A 22203-nucleotide genomic window follows, 5' to 3' on the forward strand; every position below is an offset into this window, starting at 1 on the left:
TCGCGGTTCAGACGTTTGCGCTTCTCGGGAACTTGGCGAGCGCCTTGACTGCCTGCGGATCTGTCCGCAGGCTGACAGCTCCGGTGTCATCGCCTGAAGACGTAAACCGCTCCTCCGGCATCGTCTGATACGAGAATAGAACCGTCGGGCGCTTCCTTGACGTCCACCGGCCGGCCGACATCTCTGAGGAACGTCGTCGCCGAAACCGGTCGGCCGCCCCGGAAGCGCACCCGCACGACCTGATACCCGACGGGAACCGACCTGTCCCAACTGCCGTGCTGGGCGACCAAAGCGTCGCCGCCGAGGCTGCGGAAGAAATGGATGCCGAGGGCCGCAACATGCGCCTGAAAGTCGAGGACGGGCGGAATCTGCCGCTCGGGCGGCGCCGCGTCCTCAAACCCTTCGAGCCGGGTCTGGCCTCCAAAATACGGAAAGCCGTAAAAGCCGCCCGGCCGAAGCGCGTTGAGCTCGTCGGGCGGGATATCGTCGCCCATTCCGTCGGCACCGTTGTCGGTAAAGTACATGGTGCCGCCGCGCCAGTCGAAGCCGACCGAGTTGCGCACGCCCCAGGCGACCCGGCGAAGATCGGACCCGTCCTGGTTCATGCTGACGATCGTGCCCTGCAGCCCGCGCGGCCGGCAAATGTTGCAAGGCGATCCAAACGAGACATAGAGCCGGGAATCGGGGCCGACGGCGATATAGCGATAGCTATGGGCTCCCGAATTCGGCAGGCCTCGGCGAATATCGCGCCTGCCGCTCAGAGCGCCCCCGCGCCCGATGTCGAACGCGGTTACGCTGTCCCTCGAAGCGACGAACAACCGACCGCCAGAGCATGCGACTCCATTTGCAGCGGAGAACCCGGACGCGGCCCGCCGGGCGCCGCCGCCAGACAACGGCACGGCATAGACCGAGGAACCCTTGGTTCCGACGAACACTATATCGCCGCAGACCGCCATTTCGCGCGCGGCAGGAACGCGAGCGAGCAGGTCGGCCCGCGCCGGCCCGAGAGCCACGCCGGAGGCGATCGCCGCCAGCGCGAGAAAACCCATTCGAGCGAACCCGGCTTTTGAGGAAAAGACCTCCATCGGCGCCTCCGAATGCAAGCTGAACTTGCTGGAGGGAATTGGAGCGGCTTGCTCTCGTTTCAACCCGGAGCATACTGCATTTTTCCTTCAATCGTAGCCGATCCAAGGACAGAAACATGCGGTAATTCAAAAGGTTACGGCGTCCTTTGCACATCTGATTAGGCGCGCGGCGCCAGTAGGCCTCACGGCGAAGTGATCTTCAGACCGATACAGGTTCCTCGGAGGCCCGTAACCAGGTCGACCTCGCATGAGATCGCGAATGACGCGTCCCGATCGGCTTGAGAACTTCCTTCTTCCCCCCGCCACCTACGTAGAATGACGTATGTGCAGCGCAGCACGAACGTCGGATGATCGGTCAAGCAACGGCCAAAGAATAATCATCGCCCCGTTGCGGCGACCAGAACTAGAGGGGTTCAATCCGATGACTATCAGGGCACGCGTTTGCGGCGCATTCCTCGCTGCCGCCCTTTCAACCACTGCGTTCAACGGCGCGTTTGCCGCCGAGGACACGATCAAGGTCGGCATTCTTCATTCGCTTTCCGGCACCATGGCGATCTCCGAGACGACGCTCAAGGACGCCATGCTCATGCTGATCGATGAGCAGAACAAGAAGGGCGGCATTCTCGGCAAGAAGCTGGAGGCAGTCGTCGTCGACCCGGCTTCCGACTGGCCGCTCTTTGCCGAAAAGGCGCGCGAGCTGATCTCGGTCGACAAGGTTTCGGCCGTCTTCGGCTGCTGGACCTCCGTGTCGCGCAAATCGGTGCTGCCGGTCTTCGAGGAACTGAATTCGATCCTCTTCTATCCTGTCCAGTACGAGGGCGAGGAAAGCCAGCGTAACGTCTTTTACACCGGCGCCGCGCCGAACCAGCAGGCGATCCCCGCCGTCGATTATCTGATGGAAAACGAAGAGGTCGAGCGCTGGGTGCTCGCCGGCACCGACTACGTCTATCCGCGCACTACCAACAAGATCCTTGAAGCCTACCTGATCTCCAAGGGCGTGAAGCCCGAAGACATCATGATCAACTACACGCCCTTCGGCCATTCCGACTGGCAGACGATCGTTTCCGACATCAAGAAGTTCGGCTCGGCCGGCAAGAAGACCGCCGTCGTCTCGACGATCAACGGCGACGCCAACGTGCCGTTCTACAAGGAGCTCGCCAACCAGGGCATCAAGGCCGAGGACATCCCGGTCGTCGCCTTCTCCGTCGGCGAGGAAGAACTCGCCGGCCTCGACACCGGTCCGCTGGTCGGGCATCTGGCTGCCTGGAACTACTTCCATTCGGTCGACAATCCGGCCAATGCCGAATTCATCAAGACCTGGAAGGCCTATACCAAGAACGACAAGCGGGTGTCCAATGACCCGATGGAAGCCCACTATATCGGCTTCAACATGTGGCTGAAGGCGGTCGAAAAGGCCGGCACCACCGACACCGACGCCGTGCTCGACGCCATGGTCGGCATCTCCGTGCCGAACCTTTCCGGCGGCTATTCCACCATGATGCCGAACCACCACATCACCAAGCCGGTATTGATCGGCGAGATCCAGGCGGACGGCCAGTTCGAGACGGTCTGGGAAACGCCCGGCCTCGTGGTCGGCGACGAGTGGTCGGATTACCTGCCGGATTCGAAGGACCTGATCGCCGACTGGCGGGCCCCTATGTCCTGCGGCAACTTCAACGTCGCCACGGGAAAATGCGGCGGCAAGGGTTCCTGATTTCATGACGAAGCACTTGTTCTCGAAAAAGACCGCTTAGGCCTTGTTCGACAATCTCGTTTCATGACGAACCGATAGATCGAAATACCCTCCGTCCGAAAGCGTCCATTCGGACGGAGGGGCATTTTCACCGATGTCGCGCCGCAAACCGACGCGGAAACCGTGCGAGGGGCGAATGTATCGCATCTTACAAACCGTGCTTGTGGCCCTGGTCCTTTTCACCGCGATCCCGACCGCGGGGCTGAGGGCGCAGGAGCCGTTGCGCGACCTCGTGAACGCGCTCGGCACGGCGAAGCTGTCCAACATGGACGAACATATCGCGGCGCTGGCAAAGAGCGGCGATCCCAAGATCGTGCCGGTCCTCGAAACGCTCGGCGACGGCAACCTCTATGCCCGCAAAGCTGATGGCCAAGTGTTCCTCACGCGTGAGGAGGGCGCGAACCTGACGCTGACCGATCCGCTTTCCGGCGAGAGCGTCGGCGAGGCGCCGAAGAGCGCACTGCAGAAGATCAAGGTCAACAACAGCGTGCGCCGTGCCGTGCGCGCCGCGCTCGGCGGCTTGACGCTGCTGAGCCCCGATCGCAATCAACGCTTCAGGGCCGCGCAGTCCATCCTGCAGGCACCCAACGCGGGTGCGCTCCCGACAATCGAAAACGCGCTCGCCGCCGAGAAAGATGCGGCCATCCGCATATTGCTCGAACAGGCGCGCGCAACGGCGATCCTCACCTCCGACCGTCCCGGCGAGGAGAAGCGACAGGCCGTTCAAACCCTGAAGCAAGGCGGCAGCCGCGAGGCGCTTTCCATTCTCACGACCGCCCTCGGCACGGCGGACGAGACGTTGAAGCGGGACATCGAAGCGGCGCTCGCGAGCATCGAGCAAAGCCAGGCGCTCTGGGCCGCCGGCCAGAATATCTGGTACGGGCTCTCGCTCGGCTCGGTGCTGCTGCTTGCCGCAATCGGCCTTGCCATCACCTTCGGCGTCATGGGCATCATCAACATGGCGCATGGCGAGATGGTGATGCTCGGCGCCTATACCACCTTTCTCGTGCAGGAGATCATCCGCACGTCCTTTCCGGGCCTCTTCGACTGGTCGCTGGCGATCGCACTGCCGCTCGCCTTCCTGGTTACCGGCGCTGTCGGGCTGGCGATCGAGCGCGGCGTCATCCGCTTCCTCTATGGCCGGCCGCTTGAAACGCTGCTTGCCACCTGGGGCATATCGCTGATCCTGCAGCAGGCGGTGCGTTCGATCTTCGGTCCGACCAACCGGGAGGTCGGCAATCCGTCATGGATGTCCGGCGCCTTCGACCTCGGCGGGTTGACGGTCACCTGGAACCGTCTCTGGATCATTCTTTTCGCGCTCACCGTCTTTGCAGGCCTTCTCTTCCTGTTGAAGAAGACGCCGATGGGCCTGCAGATGCGCGCGGTGACGCAGAACCGGCGGATGGCCTCCTCCATGGGCATCCGCACGCCCGTGGTCGATGCGCTCACCTTCGCGCTCGGCTCCGGGATTGCCGGCATGGCGGGCGTGGCGCTCTCGCAGATCGACAACGTCTCGCCGAACCTCGGCCAGGGCTACATCATCGACAGCTTCATGGTCGTGGTCTTCGGCGGCGTCGGCAATCTCTGGGGCACGCTCGTCGGCGCCTTCTCGCTCGGCATCCTCAACAAGTTCCTCGAGCCCTATGCCGGCGCCGTGCTCGGCAAGATCCTCGTGCTCGTGCTGATCATTCTCTTCATCCAGAAGCGGCCGCGCGGGCTGTTCGCACTCAAGGGCCGGGCGGTGGAAGCATGATTACCTCGTTCCTCATCAAGTCGCTGGATCGCACCATTCTCGTACCCGTGGCGATCCTGCTAGCACTCGCCGTCCTTATTCCAGCGCTCAATCTCCTGACGGCGCCCGACCATCCGCTGCACGTGCCGACCTATCTCGTTTCGCTCTTCGGCAAATACCTGACCTATGCGCTGCTGGCGCTGGCGCTCGATCTCGTCTGGGGCTTCTGCGGCATTCTCTCGCTCGGCCACGCCGCCTTCTTTGCGCTCGGCGGCTATGCCATGGGCATGTACCTGATGCGCCAGATCGGCGCCCGCGGCTCCTACGGCAATCCGCTGCTGCCGGATTTCATGGTGTTCCTGAACTGGAGGGAACTGCCCTGGTTCTGGCATGGCTTCGACATGTTCTGGTTCGCGGCGCTGATGGTCGTCCTCGTACCGGGCCTCATCGCCTTCGTCTTCGGCTGGTTCGCCTTCCGCTCACGCGTCAACGGCGTCTATCTGTCGATCATCACCCAGGCGATGACCTATGCGCTGCTGCTCGCCTTCTTTAGGAACGACATGGGCTTCGGCGGCAACAACGGGCTGACGGACTTCAAGGACATTCTCGGCTTCAACATCCAGGCGGATGGAACCCGCGCCGCGCTCTTTGCCGCTTCCGCGCTGGCGCTTGCCGTTTCGCTCGTCATCACCTCGGGAATCGTGCGCTCGAAATTCGGCAAGGTGCTGGTGGCGCTGCGCGATGCCGAAAGCCGCACCCGCTTCCTGGGTTATCGCGTCGAGCACATGAAGCTCTTCGCCTTCACCGTCTCTGCGATGATGGCCGGTGTCGCCGGTGCCCTCTACGTGCCGCAGGTCGGCATCATCAATCCCGGCGAGTTCGAGCCCGGCAATTCGATCGAGGTGGTGATCTGGACGGCGGTCGGCGGCCGCGGCACGCTGATCGGTCCGATCATCGGCGCCATCCTCGTCAATGGCGGAAAGAGTATCTTTACCGCCGCCTTCCCGGAATTCTGGCTCTTTGCGCTGGGCGGGCTCTTCGTGCTCGTCACGCTGCTCATGCCGAAGGGCATTGTCGGCACGGCACAGCACCATCTTGCCCGGCGCCGCTCCTATCGCGAGGCCGCCCGGAAGGAAAGAATGAGCGACAAAGAGGCAGGCCTGCCGGCTGCCGAACCGATGGCCGCGGAGTGATTGTCATGCAAGAGAAGAAACCCAAGAGCCTGCTCTATCTCGACGGCGTCTCCGTCTCCTTCGATGGCTTCAAGGCGTTGAATTCGCTCTCCTTTATCGTCGAACCTGGGGAATTGCGGGCGATCATCGGCCCGAACGGCGCCGGCAAGACGACGATGATGGACATCATCACCGGCAAGACCCGACCCGACGAGGGCGAAGTCTTCTTCAAGGGCGATATCGATCTGACCCGGAGAGACGAGGCGGAGATCGCCCAGCTCGGCATCGGGCGCAAGTTCCAGAAGCCGACCGTGTTCGAAAATCACACCGTCTGGGACAATCTGGAGCTGGCGCTGAACCGCAGCCGCGGCGTCTTCGCGACGCTGTTCTATCGTCTGACGACGGAGGACAAGGCCCGTATCGAGGAAATCCTTTCGACCGTTCGCCTGACGGCGCGCCGCGACGACCTGGCAGCCAACCTCTCGCACGGCCAGAAGCAATGGCTGGAGATCGGCATGCTCCTTGCGCAGGAACCTGAGCTCCTGCTCGTCGACGAGCCGGTCGCCGGCATGACCGATGCGGAGACGGCCGAGACGGCTGTGCTGCTTAAGGAGATCGCCAGGACGCGCTCGGTCGTCGTCGTCGAACACGACATGGGCTTCATCCGCGATCTCGGCGTCAAGGTGACCTGCCTTGCCGAGGGCTCGGTTCTGGCGGAGGGCTCGATCGATTTCGTCAGCAGTGATCCGAAGGTGATCGAAAACTATCTCGGCCGATGAGCGAACGGAAGGAGTTCTGAACCCATGTTGACCGTCGAAAACGTCAGCCTTCACTACGGCGCCGCGCAGGCTCTGCGCAACGTCTCGATCAAGGCGGAGATGGGAAAGATCACCTGCGTGCTCGGGCGCAACGGTGTCGGCAAGTCGAGCCTACTCAGGGCGATCACCGGCCAGCATCCGGTGACGAGCGGCGCGATCTCGTTCAACGGCGCCCCGCTCGACGGCATGGCGCCCTTTCGCCGGGCAAAGCTCGGCGTCGGCTACGTGCCGCAGGGCCGCGAGATTTTCCCCTTGCTCACGGTCAGGGAAAACCTCGAAACCGGCTATGCGCCGCTGAAACGGGCCGACCGCTCCATTCCCGACGACATCTTCAGCTTGTTTCCGGTGTTGAAGACGATGCTCGGTCGGCGCGGCGGCGATCTTTCCGGTGGCCAGCAACAGCAGCTTGCCATCGGCCGGGCGCTCGTAACACGCCCCAAGATCCTGGTGCTCGACGAGCCGACCGAGGGTATCCAGCCATCGATCATCAAGGACATCGGCCGTGCGATCAAATATTTGCGGGATTCGACCGGCATGGCGATCCTGCTCGTCGAGCAATATCTCGACTTCTGCCGCGAGCTTGCTGATCACGTCTACATCATGGACCGCGGTGCTTTCGTGCATGAGGGGCCGGCCGAGACGCTCGATACGCCGGAGGCGCGGCGGCATCTAACCGTGTAGTTGTTTTCCACAGGGGTAAATTATTCCAGAAATTCAGCCGCTTGCCCGCTTACTGAAGGATGCCTTGCCTTCGGAGCGCGGTAAAAAATACAGTGTTTTAATCGATTGTGTTGCGCTGCCCGTTGCTTTGAACCATACTGCCGCTGCACTTTTTATGAAGGAGCATCACAATCCGTTACCGCTGACGGAATTGGCCATTTCGCGTTTCCGGCCTACCCAATCGGAGGAGACCCTAATGACGAATTTCCTGCCCGCCCTTTACGAAGGGCACGCCCCGATCACCCTGCAGAATCTGTTTCGAGACGCACTCGAGGCCTATGACGACTGGGATGAGGGGATGCCTGAACCGATCGTTTCCTACGAAGGCAACGTGCTGCCGATCAGCGAGGTTTTCGACTGGATGAAACCTTGCACCGATATCATGCCCGCCAACATGATCGGTATCGTCACCGATCGGCTGAGCAAACCATGGAGCGGCCGCGGACCGCTTGACGAGATGACCTTTTCCACCGCAGCCCGCGTCATGTCCGTTCTGGTACGGCGTCGGCTAAGGCGCTTCGGCCGCGGCTCGATCGAAGCTTTTGCCGACCGCTTCAATCAGCCGCTTCACGCTGAGTAACAGAGTAGAGGCTCGCGAAACAGCGCGGCCGTCCTGCCGCGCTGTTTCGTTGTCTGGCGATCAATATTTGATCCATGCCGACCCGCAGGGCCGTTGCCGCGCGACAGAGTTCTTTCCTTTCCTGCCATGCCGTAAGATAGTCGGATGGGGGAGCGCCAGGCCATGCGCAATTCTCCCCGCGCCGACCACAGCACCGCGCGTCTTATCAGACGCGCAAAGGACATTGTGGCACTTTGAATTGCTGCATGTTTTTATCCTTAAACCGGTTCAGATTTAAGGAAACATGCAGTCGGTGAGAAGAAACAGCGGCGAGCATAGCCGATGGGCCAGATTGAGGCGGGGTGTGGCGTCGTCAAACGATAGCGAAGTCAGGAACCGATCGCGCCGCGGCAGTGGCCGACCGACGCTCGCGGATGTTGCGGGTCTCGCCGGCGTCGGCAGCATCACGGTTTCCCGCGCGCTGCGCGACCCCGAGCGCGTATCGCCGGAGTTGCGCCAGCGCATCGCCGCGGCTGTCAATGAGCTGGGTTACGTGCCGAACCCGAGCGCGCGTGCGCTGGCCTCGGCGCGCGCCGATGTCATCGGCGTGCTCGTTCCGTCGCTGACGAACAATGTCTTTGCCGAAGTCTTGCGCGGGATCCACGATGGTCTGGGGGATTGCCCGCTGCAGATCCAGTTCGCCAACACGCATTATTCCGATGAGGAGGAGGAGCGGCTGCTGAGGGTCTTCCTCGGCCAGCGTCCCTCCGCGCTGATCGTTTCCGGCATAGATCAAGGGCCGACGACGCGGCAGATGCTGGAAGAGGCAGGCTGTCCAGTCGTGCAGATCATGGAGATCGGGCCGGATCCGGTCGACATGATGATCGGCTTTTCCCACCTGGAGGCCGGCAAGGCGGTGGCGCGGCACCTGATCGATGTCGGCTGCAAGCGCATAGGATTTCTTGGCGCCCGCATGGACCCGCGTTCGCGGCGGCGTCTCGCGGGTTATGAGGCGGTGATGCGCGAAGCCGGCCGCTTCGATGCAGCACTCGTGACGACAACCATTTCGCCCTCGAGCGTGTCGATGGGCGTAAGCCTGTTTCACAAGGCGCTCGAAAGGACCCCGGATCTCGACGCGGTCATCTGCAACAATGACGACGTGGCGCTCGGCGTCCTTTTCGCCTGCCATCGCGCAGGTTTGAAGGTTCCGGCTCAAATCAGCATAGCCGGCTTCAACGATCTGGAAATGATGGAGGTGGCGTCACCTTCTGTCACCAGCGTGCGCACCCCCCGATACGAGATCGGACGACGCGCCATCGCCATGGTGCGGGCCGCCATTGCCGGCGAGCGACCACAGCGGACGGTCGTGGACCTCGGCTTTGAGTTGAAGATTCGCGAGAGCACTATGCGCGCGGCTGTACCTGCGTTCTAACCCGCAATGCGGCCAGAATGCGCCGCTTTACAACGCTGGTTGGTAGCGCTACCATCCCTGGCTGTGGCGTTTCGGGAGGAGACCTGTCTGACGTCACCGGACTCGCGTATCGACATGTCGTGCCGGACTGGCAACGAGCGCAGGCGCTGTCTGCGGCGAATGCTCGATGTCTAGAGCATTGTGCGTTCGAGTGAGCGCACAAGGACGCTTTTCGTGATTCCACCCAAAGCGGGATGCTCTAACGGCCCCCTGTTTCGATGCCCTGTCCCGCATAACCACAAATGGGAGGGAATTCGATGACCAGAACATTCGTCAGCGGCATTCTCACGGCCGCTGCGCTCACGCTTCTATCGACGACAGCATATGCCGAACCCGAAATCGTCAGCGGGCCGGCGGCCGAACCGGAATGCTTCGCGCCCTGGGCGGCTGAAACCAAATTCTTCAAGTTCCCGAAAAAGGACGGTCCGTATCGGATCGCGCTCGCCAACGGCTTCATCGCCAATACATGGCGCATCCAGATGATCCAGACGGCCAAGGCCTATGCCGCGCAACCGGACGTCGCGGCGAAGCTCAAGGAGTTCAAGGTCGTTTCCACCGGCGAGGACGTGCCGGCGCAGATATCGGCGATCAACAACTTCATCGACTCCGGCTATGACGCGATCGTCGTCAACGCCCAGAACCCGACAGCCTTCGGGCCGGTCATCAAGCGCGCCAAGGAGGCGGGCGTGGTCCTGGTCGCCTTCGACAATATTCTCGACACCGAGGACGCGATCAACGTCAACGTCGACCAGAAAGGTCTCGGCGTGCTCTGGGCGAACTGGCTCGCCAAGCACCTTCCGGAGGGCGGCAAGATCCTTGAGGTGCGCGGCGTCGCCGGCACATCGGTCGATACTGATCGCCACAACGGCATTCATGAGACCTTTGCTGCGACCGGCAAGAAATGGGACGTCGTCGAGGTGATCGGCAAGTGGGACGACCCGACGGCGCAAAAGGCGACCGCCGATGCAATCGCCGTGCACAAGACTTTTGACGGAATCACCGCACAGGGCGGCGACACCGGCGTCGTGCAGGCGATGATCGACGCCGGCCATCCCTTCGTGCCCTTCGGCGGTGAGACGGAGAACGGTTTCCGCAAGTTCTGCGCCAAACATGCCAGCGAGGGACTGAAGTGCTCGTCCGCCGGCACCGGCCCGGCTCAGGTGGCCGTTGCCATCAAGACGGCGATCGCAGCACTCGAGGGGCAGGTGGTACCGCAGTCGATCAAGCTGCCGCTGGCGATCGTCGAGGATCCGAACTTCAAGGAAGGCCAAGACTACTACCCCGACCAGTCCGACAACTTCTTCGTCGGCAATGCCTTCCCGACTTGCGGCATCAACTTCACCGCCCAGGAAATTATGGGGCAGTCGAAGGAAAACCAGTAGGGGGTCTTCCCGATCCGCATGTCGCGCTACGGCGCGGCATGCGCGAAAATTGCGGCAGCCGAGGCGACGGATGACAACGGCAGAGATACAGGCGACGTCCCCGCTCTTCCGGATGGAAGGTGTGTCCAAGCGTTATGGCGGCGTGCGCGCCCTCGAGAATGCCAAGCTCGACGTCGAAGCCGGCCATATCCACGCGATCCTCGGCGAGAACGGCGCCGGCAAGTCGACGCTGATCAAGATCATGGCAGGTGTGGTGGCAGCGGACGAGGGTCGTATGCTGCTCGATGGCCACGACATCACCTTCCGTTCGCCGGCCGCCGCCTCCGCCGCGGGCATCGCCTGCGTCTTCCAGGAACTGTCGCTGATCCCCGACCTTAGCGTCGCCGACAATATCGCCATTGCCAATCCGCCGCGTCGCTTCGGCCTGATCGACCGGCGGGCCCAGCGCGCGATCGCGGAAGAGGCGCTGGCGCGGGCCGGCGCCGAGGACATTCACCCGCGTGCGGCGGTGAAGGACCTGCCGCTATCCCGCCGGCAAATGGTCGAGATCGCCAAGGCGCTGGCATCAAAGCCACGCATCCTGATCCTCGACGAAGCGACTTCGGCGCTGACGGCCGGCGATGTCGCCAAGGTGTTTGCGGTGCTGAAGCGCCTGCGTTCCGAAGGTCTGGCCCTGCTCTATATCTCGCACCGCATGCATGAGATCGCCGAACTGGCCGACACCTGCACCGTGTTCCGCAACGGCCGCAATGTCGCAAGCTTCCGCGCCGGCACCCGCAGCAACAGCGAAGTCGTCGAAATGATGATCGGGCGCGAATACAGCAATGTCTTTCCGCCGAAGCCTCAGCGTGCGGCCATCGCCAAGCCTCCCCGCATCGAATGCCGGAACCTCGGCTGGGGCGACCGGCTCCGCGACGTTTCGCTCTCGGTCGCCGAGGGGGAGGTGGTGGGCCTGGGCGGGCTCGACGGCCAGGGCCAGCGCGACCTGCTGCTCGCTCTCTTCGGCGTATTGCGCGGAACCACGGGCTCGGTGCTCATTGACGGCGCGCCGATGACGATCGCAAGCCCTGCGGCCGCCCGCGCCTCGCGCAGTGCCATGGCGCTCATTCCGGAAGACCGCAAGACCGAGGGGCTGATGCTGCCGATGACCGTGCGGGAAAACCTGTCCTTCGCGGCACTCGACCATGTTGCGCGCGGCGGGATCATCGACCGCGCCGCGGAAGAACAACTGATCGACGAGATGGTGCAGCTGCTCGCGATCAAGACAGCCGGGCTCGACATTCCAGTGGGCGCGCTGTCGGGCGGCAACCAGCAGAAGGTAGTCATCGCCAAGTGGCTGATGCGCAAGCCGCGGATCGTTCTGCTTAATGATCCGACACGCGGTATCGACGTCGGCACCAAGCAGGAGATGTACCAGCTTCTGCGCCGGCTGGCCGATGCCGGCGCGGCGATTCTCTTCTATTCGACCGATTACGACGAGTTGATCGGCTGCTGCGACCGCGTTCTCGTTCTCTATGACGGCCGCATCGTTCGCGAGCTTGAAGGCCGGGACATCACCGAGCATGCGCTGATCGCGAGCGCTCTCAACGTCGACGGCGGCGACCGGGAGGGAACGGCGGCATGAGCGAGTGGCGCTACTGGCTGAACGAGCAACGCGGGACGCTCATGGGGCTCGCGATCTTTCTCCTGATGTTTGCCGTCTACATCGCCAACCACCCGGCCGGGCTGACGGCCAACGTGGCCCAGACCGCCGCCAACAAGGGCGTGCTGTTCGCCTTCGTCGCCATGGCCCAGACGCTGGTGGTGATCACGGCGGGCATCGATCTGTCGGTCGGCATGATTTTCATCCTGACCAATTGCCTGGCATCCTGGATCGTCGTCGGTGAGCCGCTGCCGACCGCATTGGGCGTCGTTGCCGTCCTTGCGGCCGGCATGGTCTGCGGCGCCATCAACGGGCTTCTGGTGATCTATGGACGACTGCAGCCGATCGTCGCGACGATCGCGACGGGGGCAGTCTATTTCGGCCTGGCGCTGCTGCTGAGACCCTTTCCCGGCGGCTCCGTCAACGAGGATCTCGCGGATGCGCTGACCGGCCGCCTCTTCGGCGTGATTCCATCGAGCCTGGTGGCGCTGGCGGCGGCCGTTGTGCTGGTCTGGCTGCCCTTCCGGCGATCGCGGCTTGGCAGGGCCGCCTATGCGGCCGGCTCGTCTGAGCAGGCGGCCTTCATGTCTGGCGTGCCGATCCGGCGCGGCAAGTTTGCAGCCTATACGCTTGCCGGATTGCTCGCTGCCATGGGCGGACTGTTCCTGACCTTCTTCACCTATACCGGCGAGGCGGCCTATGCCAGCGGCAGCGGTTACACACTCTGGTCGATCGCGGCGGTCGTGCTCGGCGGCGTCTCGCTCTATGGCGGGCGCGGTAGCGCCGTCGGTGCCATCTTCGGCGCATTCGCCGCGCGCACGACCGGTGATATGCTCTTCGTCTTCGACGTCGATCCGCTGTGGCAGCCGCTTCTCCAGGGTGTCGTCCTGATGATCGCGGTCAGCATCGGTTCTCTGGCCTTGCTGCGGGTGCGCAACCGTCTGGACTGGTTCCAATGAGTGAGACGTCCGACAATCGCGTCTCGATCAGGGCCCGCCTGCCGGCATTTCTCCGGCGCGCCGATCCGGCCGTTCTCACCGCCTTCGGCTGCATCCTCCTACTGCTTTTTCTGAGCAGTCTCTATTCCAGCAATTTCCTGTCGCTCAACTACCTGCTGCAACAGCTCAAGGTCGCTTCGTTCCTCGGAGTCGTGGCCGCCGGCGTCATGGTGGTAATTCTTCTCGGCCACATCGATCTTTCCGTCCCTTGGGTGATGACGACCGGCGCGATGATGGCCTGTGCCGCCGCCAGCTTCGGAAGCGTGGGACCGGTAATCGCCATTCCTTTCGGGATCCTCTGCGGCACGGCCTTCGGCCTGCTGAACGGCTTTGGTGTCGCCTATCTGCGCATCCCGTCGATGATCGTGACGCTTGCGACCAATGTCGTCGCCCAGGGCCTGATGGTCGTCTATACCGGCGGCTTCTCGCCGCAGGACTCCGCGCCGCCGGCGGTGCGCTGGCTCGCGACCGGGTTCGTCATTCCGGGTCTGCCGAACGCCATCCTCGTCTGGGTCGCGATCAGCGCCATGATGGTATTCCTGTTTACGCGCACCTCCTTCGGCCGGGCGGTTTACGGCATCGGCAACAGCGAACGGGCGGCCTACCTTTCGGGGATAGACACGCGGCGCGTCGTCATGATCGCCTTTGCGATCTCGGGCGCGCTCAGCGCCTTCGGCGGCGTGCTGCTCGCCGGTTATTCCTCGAAGGCGGCGCAGGCGATGGGCGACGCCTATCTGCTGCCGGCGATCGCTGCCGTCGTGCTCGGCGGCACCTCGATCCTTGGCGGTCGAGGCTCTTATCTGGGCACAGTCGCCGGCGTCATCCTGATCACGCTCCTGCAATCGATCCTCTCGGTGATGCAGATGCCGGAAGCGGGCCGCCAGATCGTCTACGGCATCGTCATCATCGTCATGCTGCTTCTCTACGGCCGCGCGCCGCCGAACCGATAGAGCTGCCGCCGGCTCCCGAAATGGCTTGACGCGAATCAGAGGATGAATCACCCTCTAACGGTATAGATCGCATATTCCGCATTTCAGCGTAGTTCAGCGACGGGTCTGTAAGAAGATGTTGCGGGCGCATTTGCGCAGCCCGCGATACGGACACTGTTGATCTCGCCGCGAATGCGATGCGAAACGCGAGAGGGAATTTGGGAATGGACATGGCGGGATCGACGGCGGCGGTCGGAGAAGCGGGGAGCTTGAGCGGGACGGGCTATCGGCGCCCCGCGGACGAGGCGATCGCTGCGGACGCGCGGGCACTGTCCGAGCAGCTCAAGGCAATGCGTGAGCGCCTGTTCCCGCCGACGGCGATGAAGACTCTCCGAAGCTTCACCTCGGGCGAAGCGGCCCGACTGATCGGCGTCTCGGACGGTTATCTTCGGCAGCTGTCGCTGGCCGGCGAGGGTCCGCAGCCCGACACCGGGTCTGGCGGGCGGCGCTCCTATTCGCTCTCCGACATCAATGCGCTTCGCCGGCATTTCGCCGACCAGGCACTGGCCAAGGGCAATGTCGCCAAGGCGCGCAGCTACCTGAAATGGCGCGATGCCGTGAAGGGCGAGCACCTGCAGGTCATCTCCGTCACCAACTTCAAGGGCGGGTCCGGCAAGACGACATCGTCGGTCCATCTGGCCCAATATCTCGCCATGACCGGCCATCGTGTGCTCGCGGTCGATCTCGATCCGCAGGCCTCGCTTTCGGCTCTGTTCGGCTATCAGCCGGAACTGGACCTGACCGGCAATGACACGCTTTACGGCGCCATCCGCTACGACGCCGAGGCGCGGCCGCTGAAGGACATCATCCGCAAGACCTATTTCGACGGGCTCGATCTGGTGCCGGGCAATCTCGAACTGCAGGAGTTCGAGCATACTACGCCGCAGGCGCTAAGTGCCCGCCAGAGCGGCGCGGATGCCGGCCCGCTGTTCTTCGCCCGCGTCCAGACGGCGCTTGCGAGTGTCGCCGACGACTATGACGTCGTCGTCATCGACTGCCCGCCACAGCTCGGCTACCTCACGCTTTCGGCGCTCTGCGCCTCGACCTCTGTCATCGTGACGGTGCATCCGCAGATGCTCGACGTCGCCTCGATGAACCAGTTCCTCTTCATGACTTCGGACCTGCTTGGCGTCGTGCGCGACGCCGGCGGCGAACTCAATTTCGATTTCCTGCGCTATCTCGTCACCCGCTTCGAGCCCAATGACGGGCCGCAGGCGCAGATCGTCGGCTTCATGCGCTCGCTGTTCGGCGATCGCGTGCTGACCTCGGCGATGGTGAAATCGACGGCGATCTCGGACGCCGGCCTGACGAAGCAGACGCTCTACGAGGTCGGCCGGGAGAATTTCACCCGCGCGACCTATGACCGGGCGATCGAGTCGCTGAACGCCGTCAACGGCGAAGTCGAGGCTCTCATTCATGCGGCCTGGGGGCGTTAAGACATGGCTGGCAACAACCGGAAAAACGAATTGCGGGCGCTGTTTGCGGGCGGTGCTCCCACGGCACCGGCGGAACAGAAGGCCGAGAGCGAGTTGACACCTGTCAACGGGCGGCCCGCCTCCACCCCGGATGCCCCACGCGCCGCGTCAGGAGCGGTCCGGGCGATGGGGCTTTCGCTTGGCAACATCACGCGCGAGGCGGAGGAGGCGCGCGTGTTGCGGGAAGCTCTCACCCAGGGCGAGCGCGTCGTGGCACTCGATCCTGTCCTGGTCGAGGGCTCCTTCGTCGAGGACCGGCTGACCGACGGCGAGGTCGACGATCCCGATTTCCTGGCGCTCGTCGAAAGCATTCGCGAGAACGGCCAGCAATCGCCGATCCTCGTGCGTCCGCACCCGGAAAAGCCGGGTCACTACCAGACCGCCTACGGCCATCGCCGGCTGAAGGCGGTGCGCCGGCTTGAACTGCAGGTGAAGGCGATCGTCCGGCCGCTTTCCGACGACGAGCTGGTGCTCGCCCAAGGCAAGGAAAATGCAGAACGGCGCAACCTTTCCTTCATCGAGCGGGCGCTTTTTGCCGCGGCGCTCGCCGCGCGCGGATTCGATCGCAAGGTGATCGGTGACGCGCTCGCCGTGCAGAAGAGCGAGCTGTCGCGCCTCCTCCAGGTGGCCGACAGCGTGCCGCATCATCTCGCCAGGGCGGTCGGCCCGGCGCCGAAGGCCGGGCGAGAGCGGTGGATGGCGATCGCCACGCTGCTCGAAAGGGAAGAGGCGCGTGAACTGGCGGACGAGGAAATCGGTTCGCCGCGGTTCCGCGCCGCAGACACCGACCAGCGCTTCCAGCTCGTCTTCAATCGCCTGTCTGAGAGGGACAAGCCGGAGCCGGAGAAGCCGGAGGAACTGAGAGACGAGGCCGGCCGTGTCTTCGCGCGGCTGAAGCTCGACGGAAAGGCCCCAAGAATCGAGTTCCTGCCCGGCACCCACCCGGCCTTCCTCAAGGAAGCGGTGTCGATGCTGGCAAAATGGCACGCGACATTTGTGAAGAACCAGAAGTCGTAGATTCTCTTTCGGCTTGCGGCGGCACCCACCTCTGCCTGCCGGGCGTCTCCCCCACAAGGGGGAAGATTTGAAGAGGCACCGCTGCGTCCCTTTCACTTGCCACAGTGAGTTTGACCCTGTCGTGGAGACGAAACTGGGGCTCGCGCCTTGCCGATCTCCCCACTTGTGGGGGAGATGCCCGGTAGGGCAGAGGGGGGTCGAGATACGGCACCAGCCGCAAATCTGCTCGCAGAGCGAATTCCGCTCCAACCTCACTCACGCCCGAACCGGCTGAGGTTTTTGCCTGTTGATCAAACGCTTTGCGAGCCTCTGACCAGGTCTTTCGACCGCGAAGAAAGTCATGCAGGCAGCCGCGTAGACCAAAGGCACGAGAATGGCGGTGACTGCGGCGAAGCGCACGGGCGGCGTGATCGTGTCGCCGAAAGTGGCAATGAAATAGGCGGCGATCGGCTGCAGGAAGATGAGGTGCCAGAGATAGGCCCCGAATGAAAGTTCACCGAGCCAATGAAAGAACCTGTTTCCGAGCGACGAAGAAAGGGCGCGAAGCCTGAGGCCCACCGTGTTGCCGATCAGGCGATGATAGAGGAGTGCGAAGAAGAAGCCGACGAGCGCGACGCGCATCAGCATTTTCGTAGCGGTCATATCGCCACCGATCGGCAGAAGAGCGAGCGCGATTGCCGCTCCGCCGTGCAGAACAGCTTTCGACCCGTCCGCGTGAAGACCAAGCGCCAACAGCATTCCGCAAAGAAAGATATGCATCTTCAGCGGCAGGAACGCCGGCATTGGAAAGTGGACTCCCAGCACGCTCGACGTCGACACGATCGCGAGGGCAATAATGGCGGTAAAGAGCGCGCCCTTCAGCCATCCGCCTTTCTTGAGCAAGAGCATGATGAAGGGAAAGGCCGCGTAGAACTGCATTTCGAGCCCTATGCTCCAGTCCGGCAGCGGTGTGCGGTAGGCATAGTCGGGAGAGAGGCCGAAGAGAAAGCTCGCGTGCATCAGCCCGTTGGTCAATCCGTTGTCGAGATAGCGTTGCGGCGATTGCGGCGTTCTTCCGAGGAAGGCGTCGATGACCATTCTCGATTCGAACAGCCAGGTGCCGAGCGCGAAGGCAACGGCGAGAAGGACATAATAGAGCGGCGCGATTCTGAGGAAACGCCGGATCCAGAAGCTTGCCCAGGTCGAGGTCAGTTCCCACGGCTCCTTGGCGGCACGCAGCTGATAGTGAAATACCATCAGAAAGCCGGAAAGCATGATGAAGAGATCAACACCGAGATCGGGTTCCGACAGAACCGGCAAGCGCCAACCTGTCAGCAGCAGCGCATGGCCGATCATCACCCAGAGAGATGCCAGCCCTCGAAGTCCATCCAGGCAATCGATTCGGATTTTGCGGGGATCATAGTCAGCCATCAGCAATCTTCGTCCTTGTTGGCGACCACAGCGCGCGCGTCTTATGAGACGCGCAAAGGACGCTGTAGCAACTTTGAAGCGCTGCATGTTTTTGGAAACATGCAGCAAAGGTTACTGCCTGCGTGCTATGTTGCGACGCACAAGGGACTGCCTAGAGGCTGACTAAGGCGAGAGTAAGTAATCGGCGAGCTTTGAAAGATTGCCGCAAGCCGCCTAGCGCTGCTTCCGCTCAGACGCGGCCGGCGCGTCCATCCAGGCTGAAGGTACCCGCGCCGAAGGCGGCGATCTGGAGGAATCCGCCCGTGATGGCGAGATTCTTCATGAAATGGATCATCTGGTTTTGGTCTGCAAAATCTGTGTGAAATCCGAGAGCCGATGCCAGGGTGAAGACCGCTAGTGCGAGCCCCGCCAAGCGGGCTTGATAGCCAAGGACGAGAAGGATGCTGCCGGCGAGTTCCACGACGAGAGCGACTGCAAAGGCTACCGTGGGCAGGGGCAGATTGGCCGCCCTTATATACTCGATCGTTCCTGCGGGATCGGCTAACTTTTCGAAGCCGGACGAGAGGAAAATGGCGACGAGAAGCAGACGGCCGATGAAGGCCAGGACGCTCTGAAGTGCAAGGTTTTCGCTCATGTCGAGTGCCTTTCTGAGATCACGAGAGCGGGATGCGGGCGGAAAACCGCGCACACTTTTCCTCATCCCGCTCTATCGGCGGTGTGGCGTCAGAAGATTTCCAACTGCCGCGCATCACCGGCGCTATTGAGCTTTTCCCCCCGGTGCCCGCGAGGAGGGATGGCGATAGCAATCTGTGTTTGCAAACATAGCGCTCACGCTTCGAAAATCTTCCCGGTCTGAAACAGAATTTGAACGGCGGCAAAAACCGCCGCCGAAGCCCTGAAAAGCCTTGGATGCGGTCGGCCGGGAGGGGCTCGGCGAAGCCCTTCGGAGGGGCATGCGGAGTTTCCGGCGGTGTGCCTGGAAGGGAGTTGTTAACCTTCATTTCCTATTCGCTTAAGGCAGCCCCTTCGATAATGAATTTCGAGTTTTCAGGCCATGCGTATTCCCCGGACAAATTTCTCGACGGCAGCTTTGTATGATGCAAACCAGGCGGACGATTTCGAGGCTCCGCATCCGGGTGCCCCGGGCAGCACTCATGGCCATCCAGCAGGCACCAGCGAACACGATCACCTGTTCGAGGCGCCGGTAGCGCCGCGGCGCGCAGTTGGCCAGGAAGCCCACGACACAGGCTATGCCGGGCGCGCAGCGCGGCTCTACGGGCAGGGCTCGGCTTATGCTCCGGCGCAGGTCACGGCCTCGACGCGCGATCCGCTGCCGACGCTCGCCGAAATCACCGGCCATGACGGCGATACCACCTGGGAAAGCCATTTCTTCCTGTCGCCCAATGTCCGTTTTACCCGCACGCCCGAGCGCGAATTCATGAAGCGCCGTGCCCCGGCGATCGAGGAGGGCGAATCGGAAACAGAGATGGCGGCCGAGGTCGCCGAGACGGATGTCGCGGCTGCGGAGGATGTCGGGGAGGTGGCGGTTGAAGCGGCCCCGGCGAATGATGTGCCAGCAACCGTGCCAGAGACGGCCAAGCACAGTCCATCCGAACTCCTGCGCGTACTGGTGCAGCAGCTTCCCTCCTGGGGAGCTCAGCACGCCAACGACACCGGCACGGCCGAATCACCGTTGGCTTCGGAGCCGGTCGCAGCGCAAGGGCCGGTGGCAATGCAACCGGGATCCACGCAGGAAGCGGCCGACGTGAAGGTCGGGGACATGGTTCCGGAGGCTCCCGCAATCACCTCCTGTGCGGATGCGGAGATCGGTGTTCACCCCGACACGCGCCTGGCCTATCTTTCCGATCACGCCTTCTTCGAATTCATGCAGCCCGAGGTCGTGGCCCCCGCTGCCGTCGCCGCGCCCCCGACCGTTGCCCGCGCCGTGGCAACCTCGCGTGAGGTCGCAGTAGAACCGAAGCCCGTGGCCGCCCGGCCGGCGGAAATCCCCGCGCTGCCGACGAGTGCGATCACCTCGCTTTTCCGGGTCGTCGAATGCCGGCGTCCGGCGCCGGCTGCTGAACTGCCCGCTTCCGCTCCAGCGCTTGACGTGATCAGCGGGCCGTTGGCCGAGGAACCCGCTGCGGCAGCAGCCACAGTGGCCGTGCAAGAGCCTGGCCCAGCGCCGGCCGAGCCGATCATGTTGGCCGCGGTGCCAGAGAACGAGCCGGTTTCCGAGGCGCCGGTGACGAAGGCGATGGTCACCATGCCAGCGGTCGTGCAGCGCTCCTCCCCGTCGCTGCCGCCGATTGGCGCAATCGACCGGGTCCAGGCCGCCGACGCATACGAGTTTCCGTCCGCGGAACTCCTACAGGAGCCGCCGGAAGGCCGGGGCTTCTTCATGACGCAGGAACAGCTTGAGCAGAATGCCGGGCTCCTCGAAAGCGTGCTCGAAGATTTCGGCGTCAAGGGCGAAATCATCCACGTGCGGCCGGGTCCCGTCGTCACGCTCTACGAATTCGAGCCGGCACCGGGTGTCAAATCGTCCCGCGTGATCAACCTCGCCGATGATATCGCCCGCTCGATGTCGGCGCTCTCGGCCCGCGTCGCGGTCGTGCCCGGCCGCAACGTCATCGGCATCGAACTGCCGAACGCCACCCGCGAGACGGTCTATTTCCGCGAACTGATCGAGTCCGCCGATTTCCGCAAGACCGGCTACAAGCTGGCGCTCTGCCTCGGCAAGACCATCGGCGGCGAGGCGGTGATTGCCGAGCTAGCCAAGATGCCGCACCTGCTGGTCGCCGGCACCACCGGTTCGGGCAAGTCCGTGGCGATCAACACGATGATCCTGTCGCTGCTCTACCGGCTGAGGCCGGAGGAATGCCGGCTGATCATGGTCGATCCGAAGATGCTGGAGCTCTCCGTTTACGACGGCATCCCGCATCTGCTGACCCCGGTCGTCACCGATCCGAAGAAAGCCGTGATGGCGCTCAAATGGGCGGTTCGCGAGATGGAGGACCGTTATCGCAAGATGTCGCGCCTCGGGGTCCGCAATATCGACGGCTACAACCAGCGGGCGGCTGCGGCGCGCGAGAAGGGCGAACCAATCCTCGCGACGGTCCAGACCGGTTTCGAAAAGGGTACCGGCGAGCCGCTTTTCGAACAGCAGGAAATGGACCTGGCGCCGATGCCCTATATCGTCGTCATCGTCGACGAGATGGCCGACCTGATGATGGTCGCCGGCAAGGAGATCGAAGGCGCGATCCAGCGGTTGGCGCAGATGGCGCGCGCCGCCGGCATTCACCTGATCATGGCAACGCAGCGTCCGTCGGTCGATGTCATCACCGGCACGATCAAGGCAAACTTCCCGACGCGCATCTCCTTCCAGGTCACCTCCAAGATCGACAGCCGCACGATCCTCGGCGAGCAGGGCGCCGAACAACTCCTCGGCCAGGGCGACATGCTGCACATGGCCGGCGGCGGCCGCATCGCCCGCGTGCACGGGCCGTTCGTCTCTGACCTCGAGGTGGAGCACGTCGTGGCGCACCTGAAGACGCAGGGACGCCCGGAATATCTGGAGACGGTGACCGCTGACGAAGAGGAAGAGGAGGCCGACGAGGATCAGGGCGCCGTGTTCGACAAGAGCGCGATCGCTTCCGAGGACGGCAACGAGCTCTACGACCAGGCGGTCAAGGTCGTGCTGCGCGACAAGAAATGCTCCACATCCTACATCCAGCGCCGCCTCGGTATCGGCTACAACCGTGCCGCGTCGCTCGTCGAACGCATGGAGAAGGAGGGCCTTGTCGGTCCCGCCAACCATGTGGGCAAGCGCGAGATCGTCTACGGCCAACGCGACCATTCCGGTGCGTCCGAAAGCGACGACATGGAGTGATTGGAAGCCTCGCCTAGAGCACGTGGCGATCTGAAGTCGTTTCCGAATTGCTGTCTCGCCGGCGCATAGCCTCGAAGCGGCGCGTACG

The 22203-nt window shown here is 63.1% G+C and carries 17 protein-coding genes; 14 read left to right on the top strand and 3 right to left on the bottom strand.

Annotated features, from left to right (window positions below):
• Positions 1 to 86 precede the first annotated feature (86 nt).
• Positions 87 to 1085: a PQQ-dependent sugar dehydrogenase gene (locus tag PZN02_RS27945; protein ID WP_280662189.1), complete on the bottom strand. Its 999-nt coding sequence runs from the start codon at positions 1083 to 1085 to the stop codon at positions 87 to 89.
• 421 nt (positions 1086 to 1506) lie between these two features.
• Here PZN02_RS27945 and urtA point away from each other — a divergent pair, with 421 nt between their 5' ends.
• From urtA to repB, 13 genes are all read left to right on the top strand, one after another.
• On the top strand, positions 1507 to 2799 hold the full coding sequence (gene urtA, locus PZN02_RS27950) for an urea ABC transporter substrate-binding protein (protein WP_280662190.1): 1293 nt from the start codon (positions 1507 to 1509) through the stop codon (positions 2797 to 2799).
• A 175-nt stretch (positions 2800 to 2974) separates the two neighbouring features.
• Positions 2975 to 4591, top strand: coding sequence for an urea ABC transporter permease subunit UrtB (urtB, locus tag PZN02_RS27955; protein WP_280662191.1), 1617 nt, complete (start codon positions 2975 to 2977; stop codon positions 4589 to 4591).
• Positions 4588 to 5763 carry an urea ABC transporter permease subunit UrtC gene (gene urtC / locus PZN02_RS27960; protein ID WP_280662192.1) on the top strand — a complete coding sequence of 392 codons (1176 nt, stop codon included), beginning with the start codon at positions 4588 to 4590 and terminating at the stop codon, positions 5761 to 5763. Before urtB ends, urtC begins: the two co-directional genes overlap by 4 nt.
• 5 nt (positions 5764 to 5768) lie before the next feature.
• Entirely contained in the window at positions 5769 to 6521 is a 753-nt protein-coding gene (gene urtD, locus PZN02_RS27965) for an urea ABC transporter ATP-binding protein UrtD (protein ID WP_280662193.1), read from the top strand.
• 24 nt (positions 6522 to 6545) lie between these two features.
• On the top strand, positions 6546 to 7241 hold the full coding sequence (gene urtE, locus PZN02_RS27970) for an urea ABC transporter ATP-binding subunit UrtE (RefSeq protein ID WP_280662194.1): 696 nt from the start codon (positions 6546 to 6548) through the stop codon (positions 7239 to 7241).
• A gap of 235 nt (positions 7242 to 7476) precedes the next feature.
• Positions 7477 to 7860 (top strand): BRA0787 family protein, encoded by a 384-nt coding sequence (locus PZN02_RS27975; protein ID WP_280662195.1) that lies wholly within the window; start codon positions 7477 to 7479, stop codon positions 7858 to 7860.
• A gap of 343 nt (positions 7861 to 8203) precedes the next feature.
• A complete protein-coding gene (gene gntR, locus PZN02_RS27980; RefSeq protein WP_280662196.1) occupies positions 8204 to 9271 on the top strand; it encodes an HTH-type transcriptional regulator GntR in 1068 nt (355 codons plus the stop codon).
• Between the two features lie 296 nt (positions 9272 to 9567).
• On the top strand, positions 9568 to 10692 hold the full coding sequence (locus tag PZN02_RS27985) for a sugar ABC transporter substrate-binding protein (RefSeq protein ID WP_280662197.1): 1125 nt from the start codon (positions 9568 to 9570) through the stop codon (positions 10690 to 10692).
• Between the two features lie 70 nt (positions 10693 to 10762).
• A complete protein-coding gene (locus PZN02_RS27990; RefSeq protein ID WP_280662198.1) occupies positions 10763 to 12316 on the top strand; it encodes a sugar ABC transporter ATP-binding protein in 1554 nt (517 codons plus the stop codon).
• Positions 12313 to 13293 (top strand): ABC transporter permease, encoded by a 981-nt coding sequence (locus PZN02_RS27995; protein WP_280662199.1) that lies wholly within the window; start codon positions 12313 to 12315, stop codon positions 13291 to 13293. The genes PZN02_RS27990 and PZN02_RS27995 overlap by 4 nt, the downstream gene beginning before the upstream one ends.
• Positions 13290 to 14282 (top strand): ABC transporter permease, encoded by a 993-nt coding sequence (locus tag PZN02_RS28000; RefSeq protein WP_280662200.1) that lies wholly within the window; start codon positions 13290 to 13292, stop codon positions 14280 to 14282. Before PZN02_RS27995 ends, PZN02_RS28000 begins: the two co-directional genes overlap by 4 nt.
• Positions 14283 to 14485: 203 nt before the next feature.
• Positions 14486 to 15757 carry a plasmid partitioning protein RepA gene (repA, locus tag PZN02_RS28005; protein WP_425336324.1) on the top strand — a complete coding sequence of 424 codons (1272 nt, stop codon included), beginning with the start codon at positions 14486 to 14488 and terminating at the stop codon, positions 15755 to 15757.
• 3 nt (positions 15758 to 15760) lie between these two features.
• Positions 15761 to 16813: a plasmid partitioning protein RepB gene (repB, locus tag PZN02_RS28010; protein WP_280662201.1), complete on the top strand. Its 1053-nt coding sequence runs from the start codon at positions 15761 to 15763 to the stop codon at positions 16811 to 16813.
• A 255-nt stretch (positions 16814 to 17068) separates the two neighbouring features.
• Here repB and PZN02_RS28015 read toward each other — a convergent pair whose 3' ends face one another.
• Both PZN02_RS28015 and PZN02_RS28020 read right to left on the bottom strand, forming a co-directional pair.
• On the bottom strand, positions 17069 to 18223 hold the full coding sequence (locus PZN02_RS28015; protein WP_280662202.1) for an acyltransferase family protein: 1155 nt from the start codon (positions 18221 to 18223) through the stop codon (positions 17069 to 17071).
• Positions 18224 to 18452: 229 nt separating this feature from the next.
• On the bottom strand, positions 18453 to 18857 hold the full coding sequence (locus PZN02_RS28020) for a DoxX family protein (RefSeq protein WP_280662203.1): 405 nt from the start codon (positions 18855 to 18857) through the stop codon (positions 18453 to 18455).
• Between the two features lie 420 nt (positions 18858 to 19277).
• Between PZN02_RS28020 and PZN02_RS28025 the strand changes: the two genes are divergently transcribed.
• Entirely contained in the window at positions 19278 to 22115 is a 2838-nt protein-coding gene (locus PZN02_RS28025) for a DNA translocase FtsK (protein WP_280662204.1), read from the top strand.
• Positions 22116 to 22203: the final 88 nt, after the last annotated feature.

Source organism: Sinorhizobium garamanticum (assembly GCF_029892065.1).
Classification (GTDB): Bacteria; Pseudomonadota; Alphaproteobacteria; order Rhizobiales; family Rhizobiaceae; genus Sinorhizobium; species Sinorhizobium garamanticum.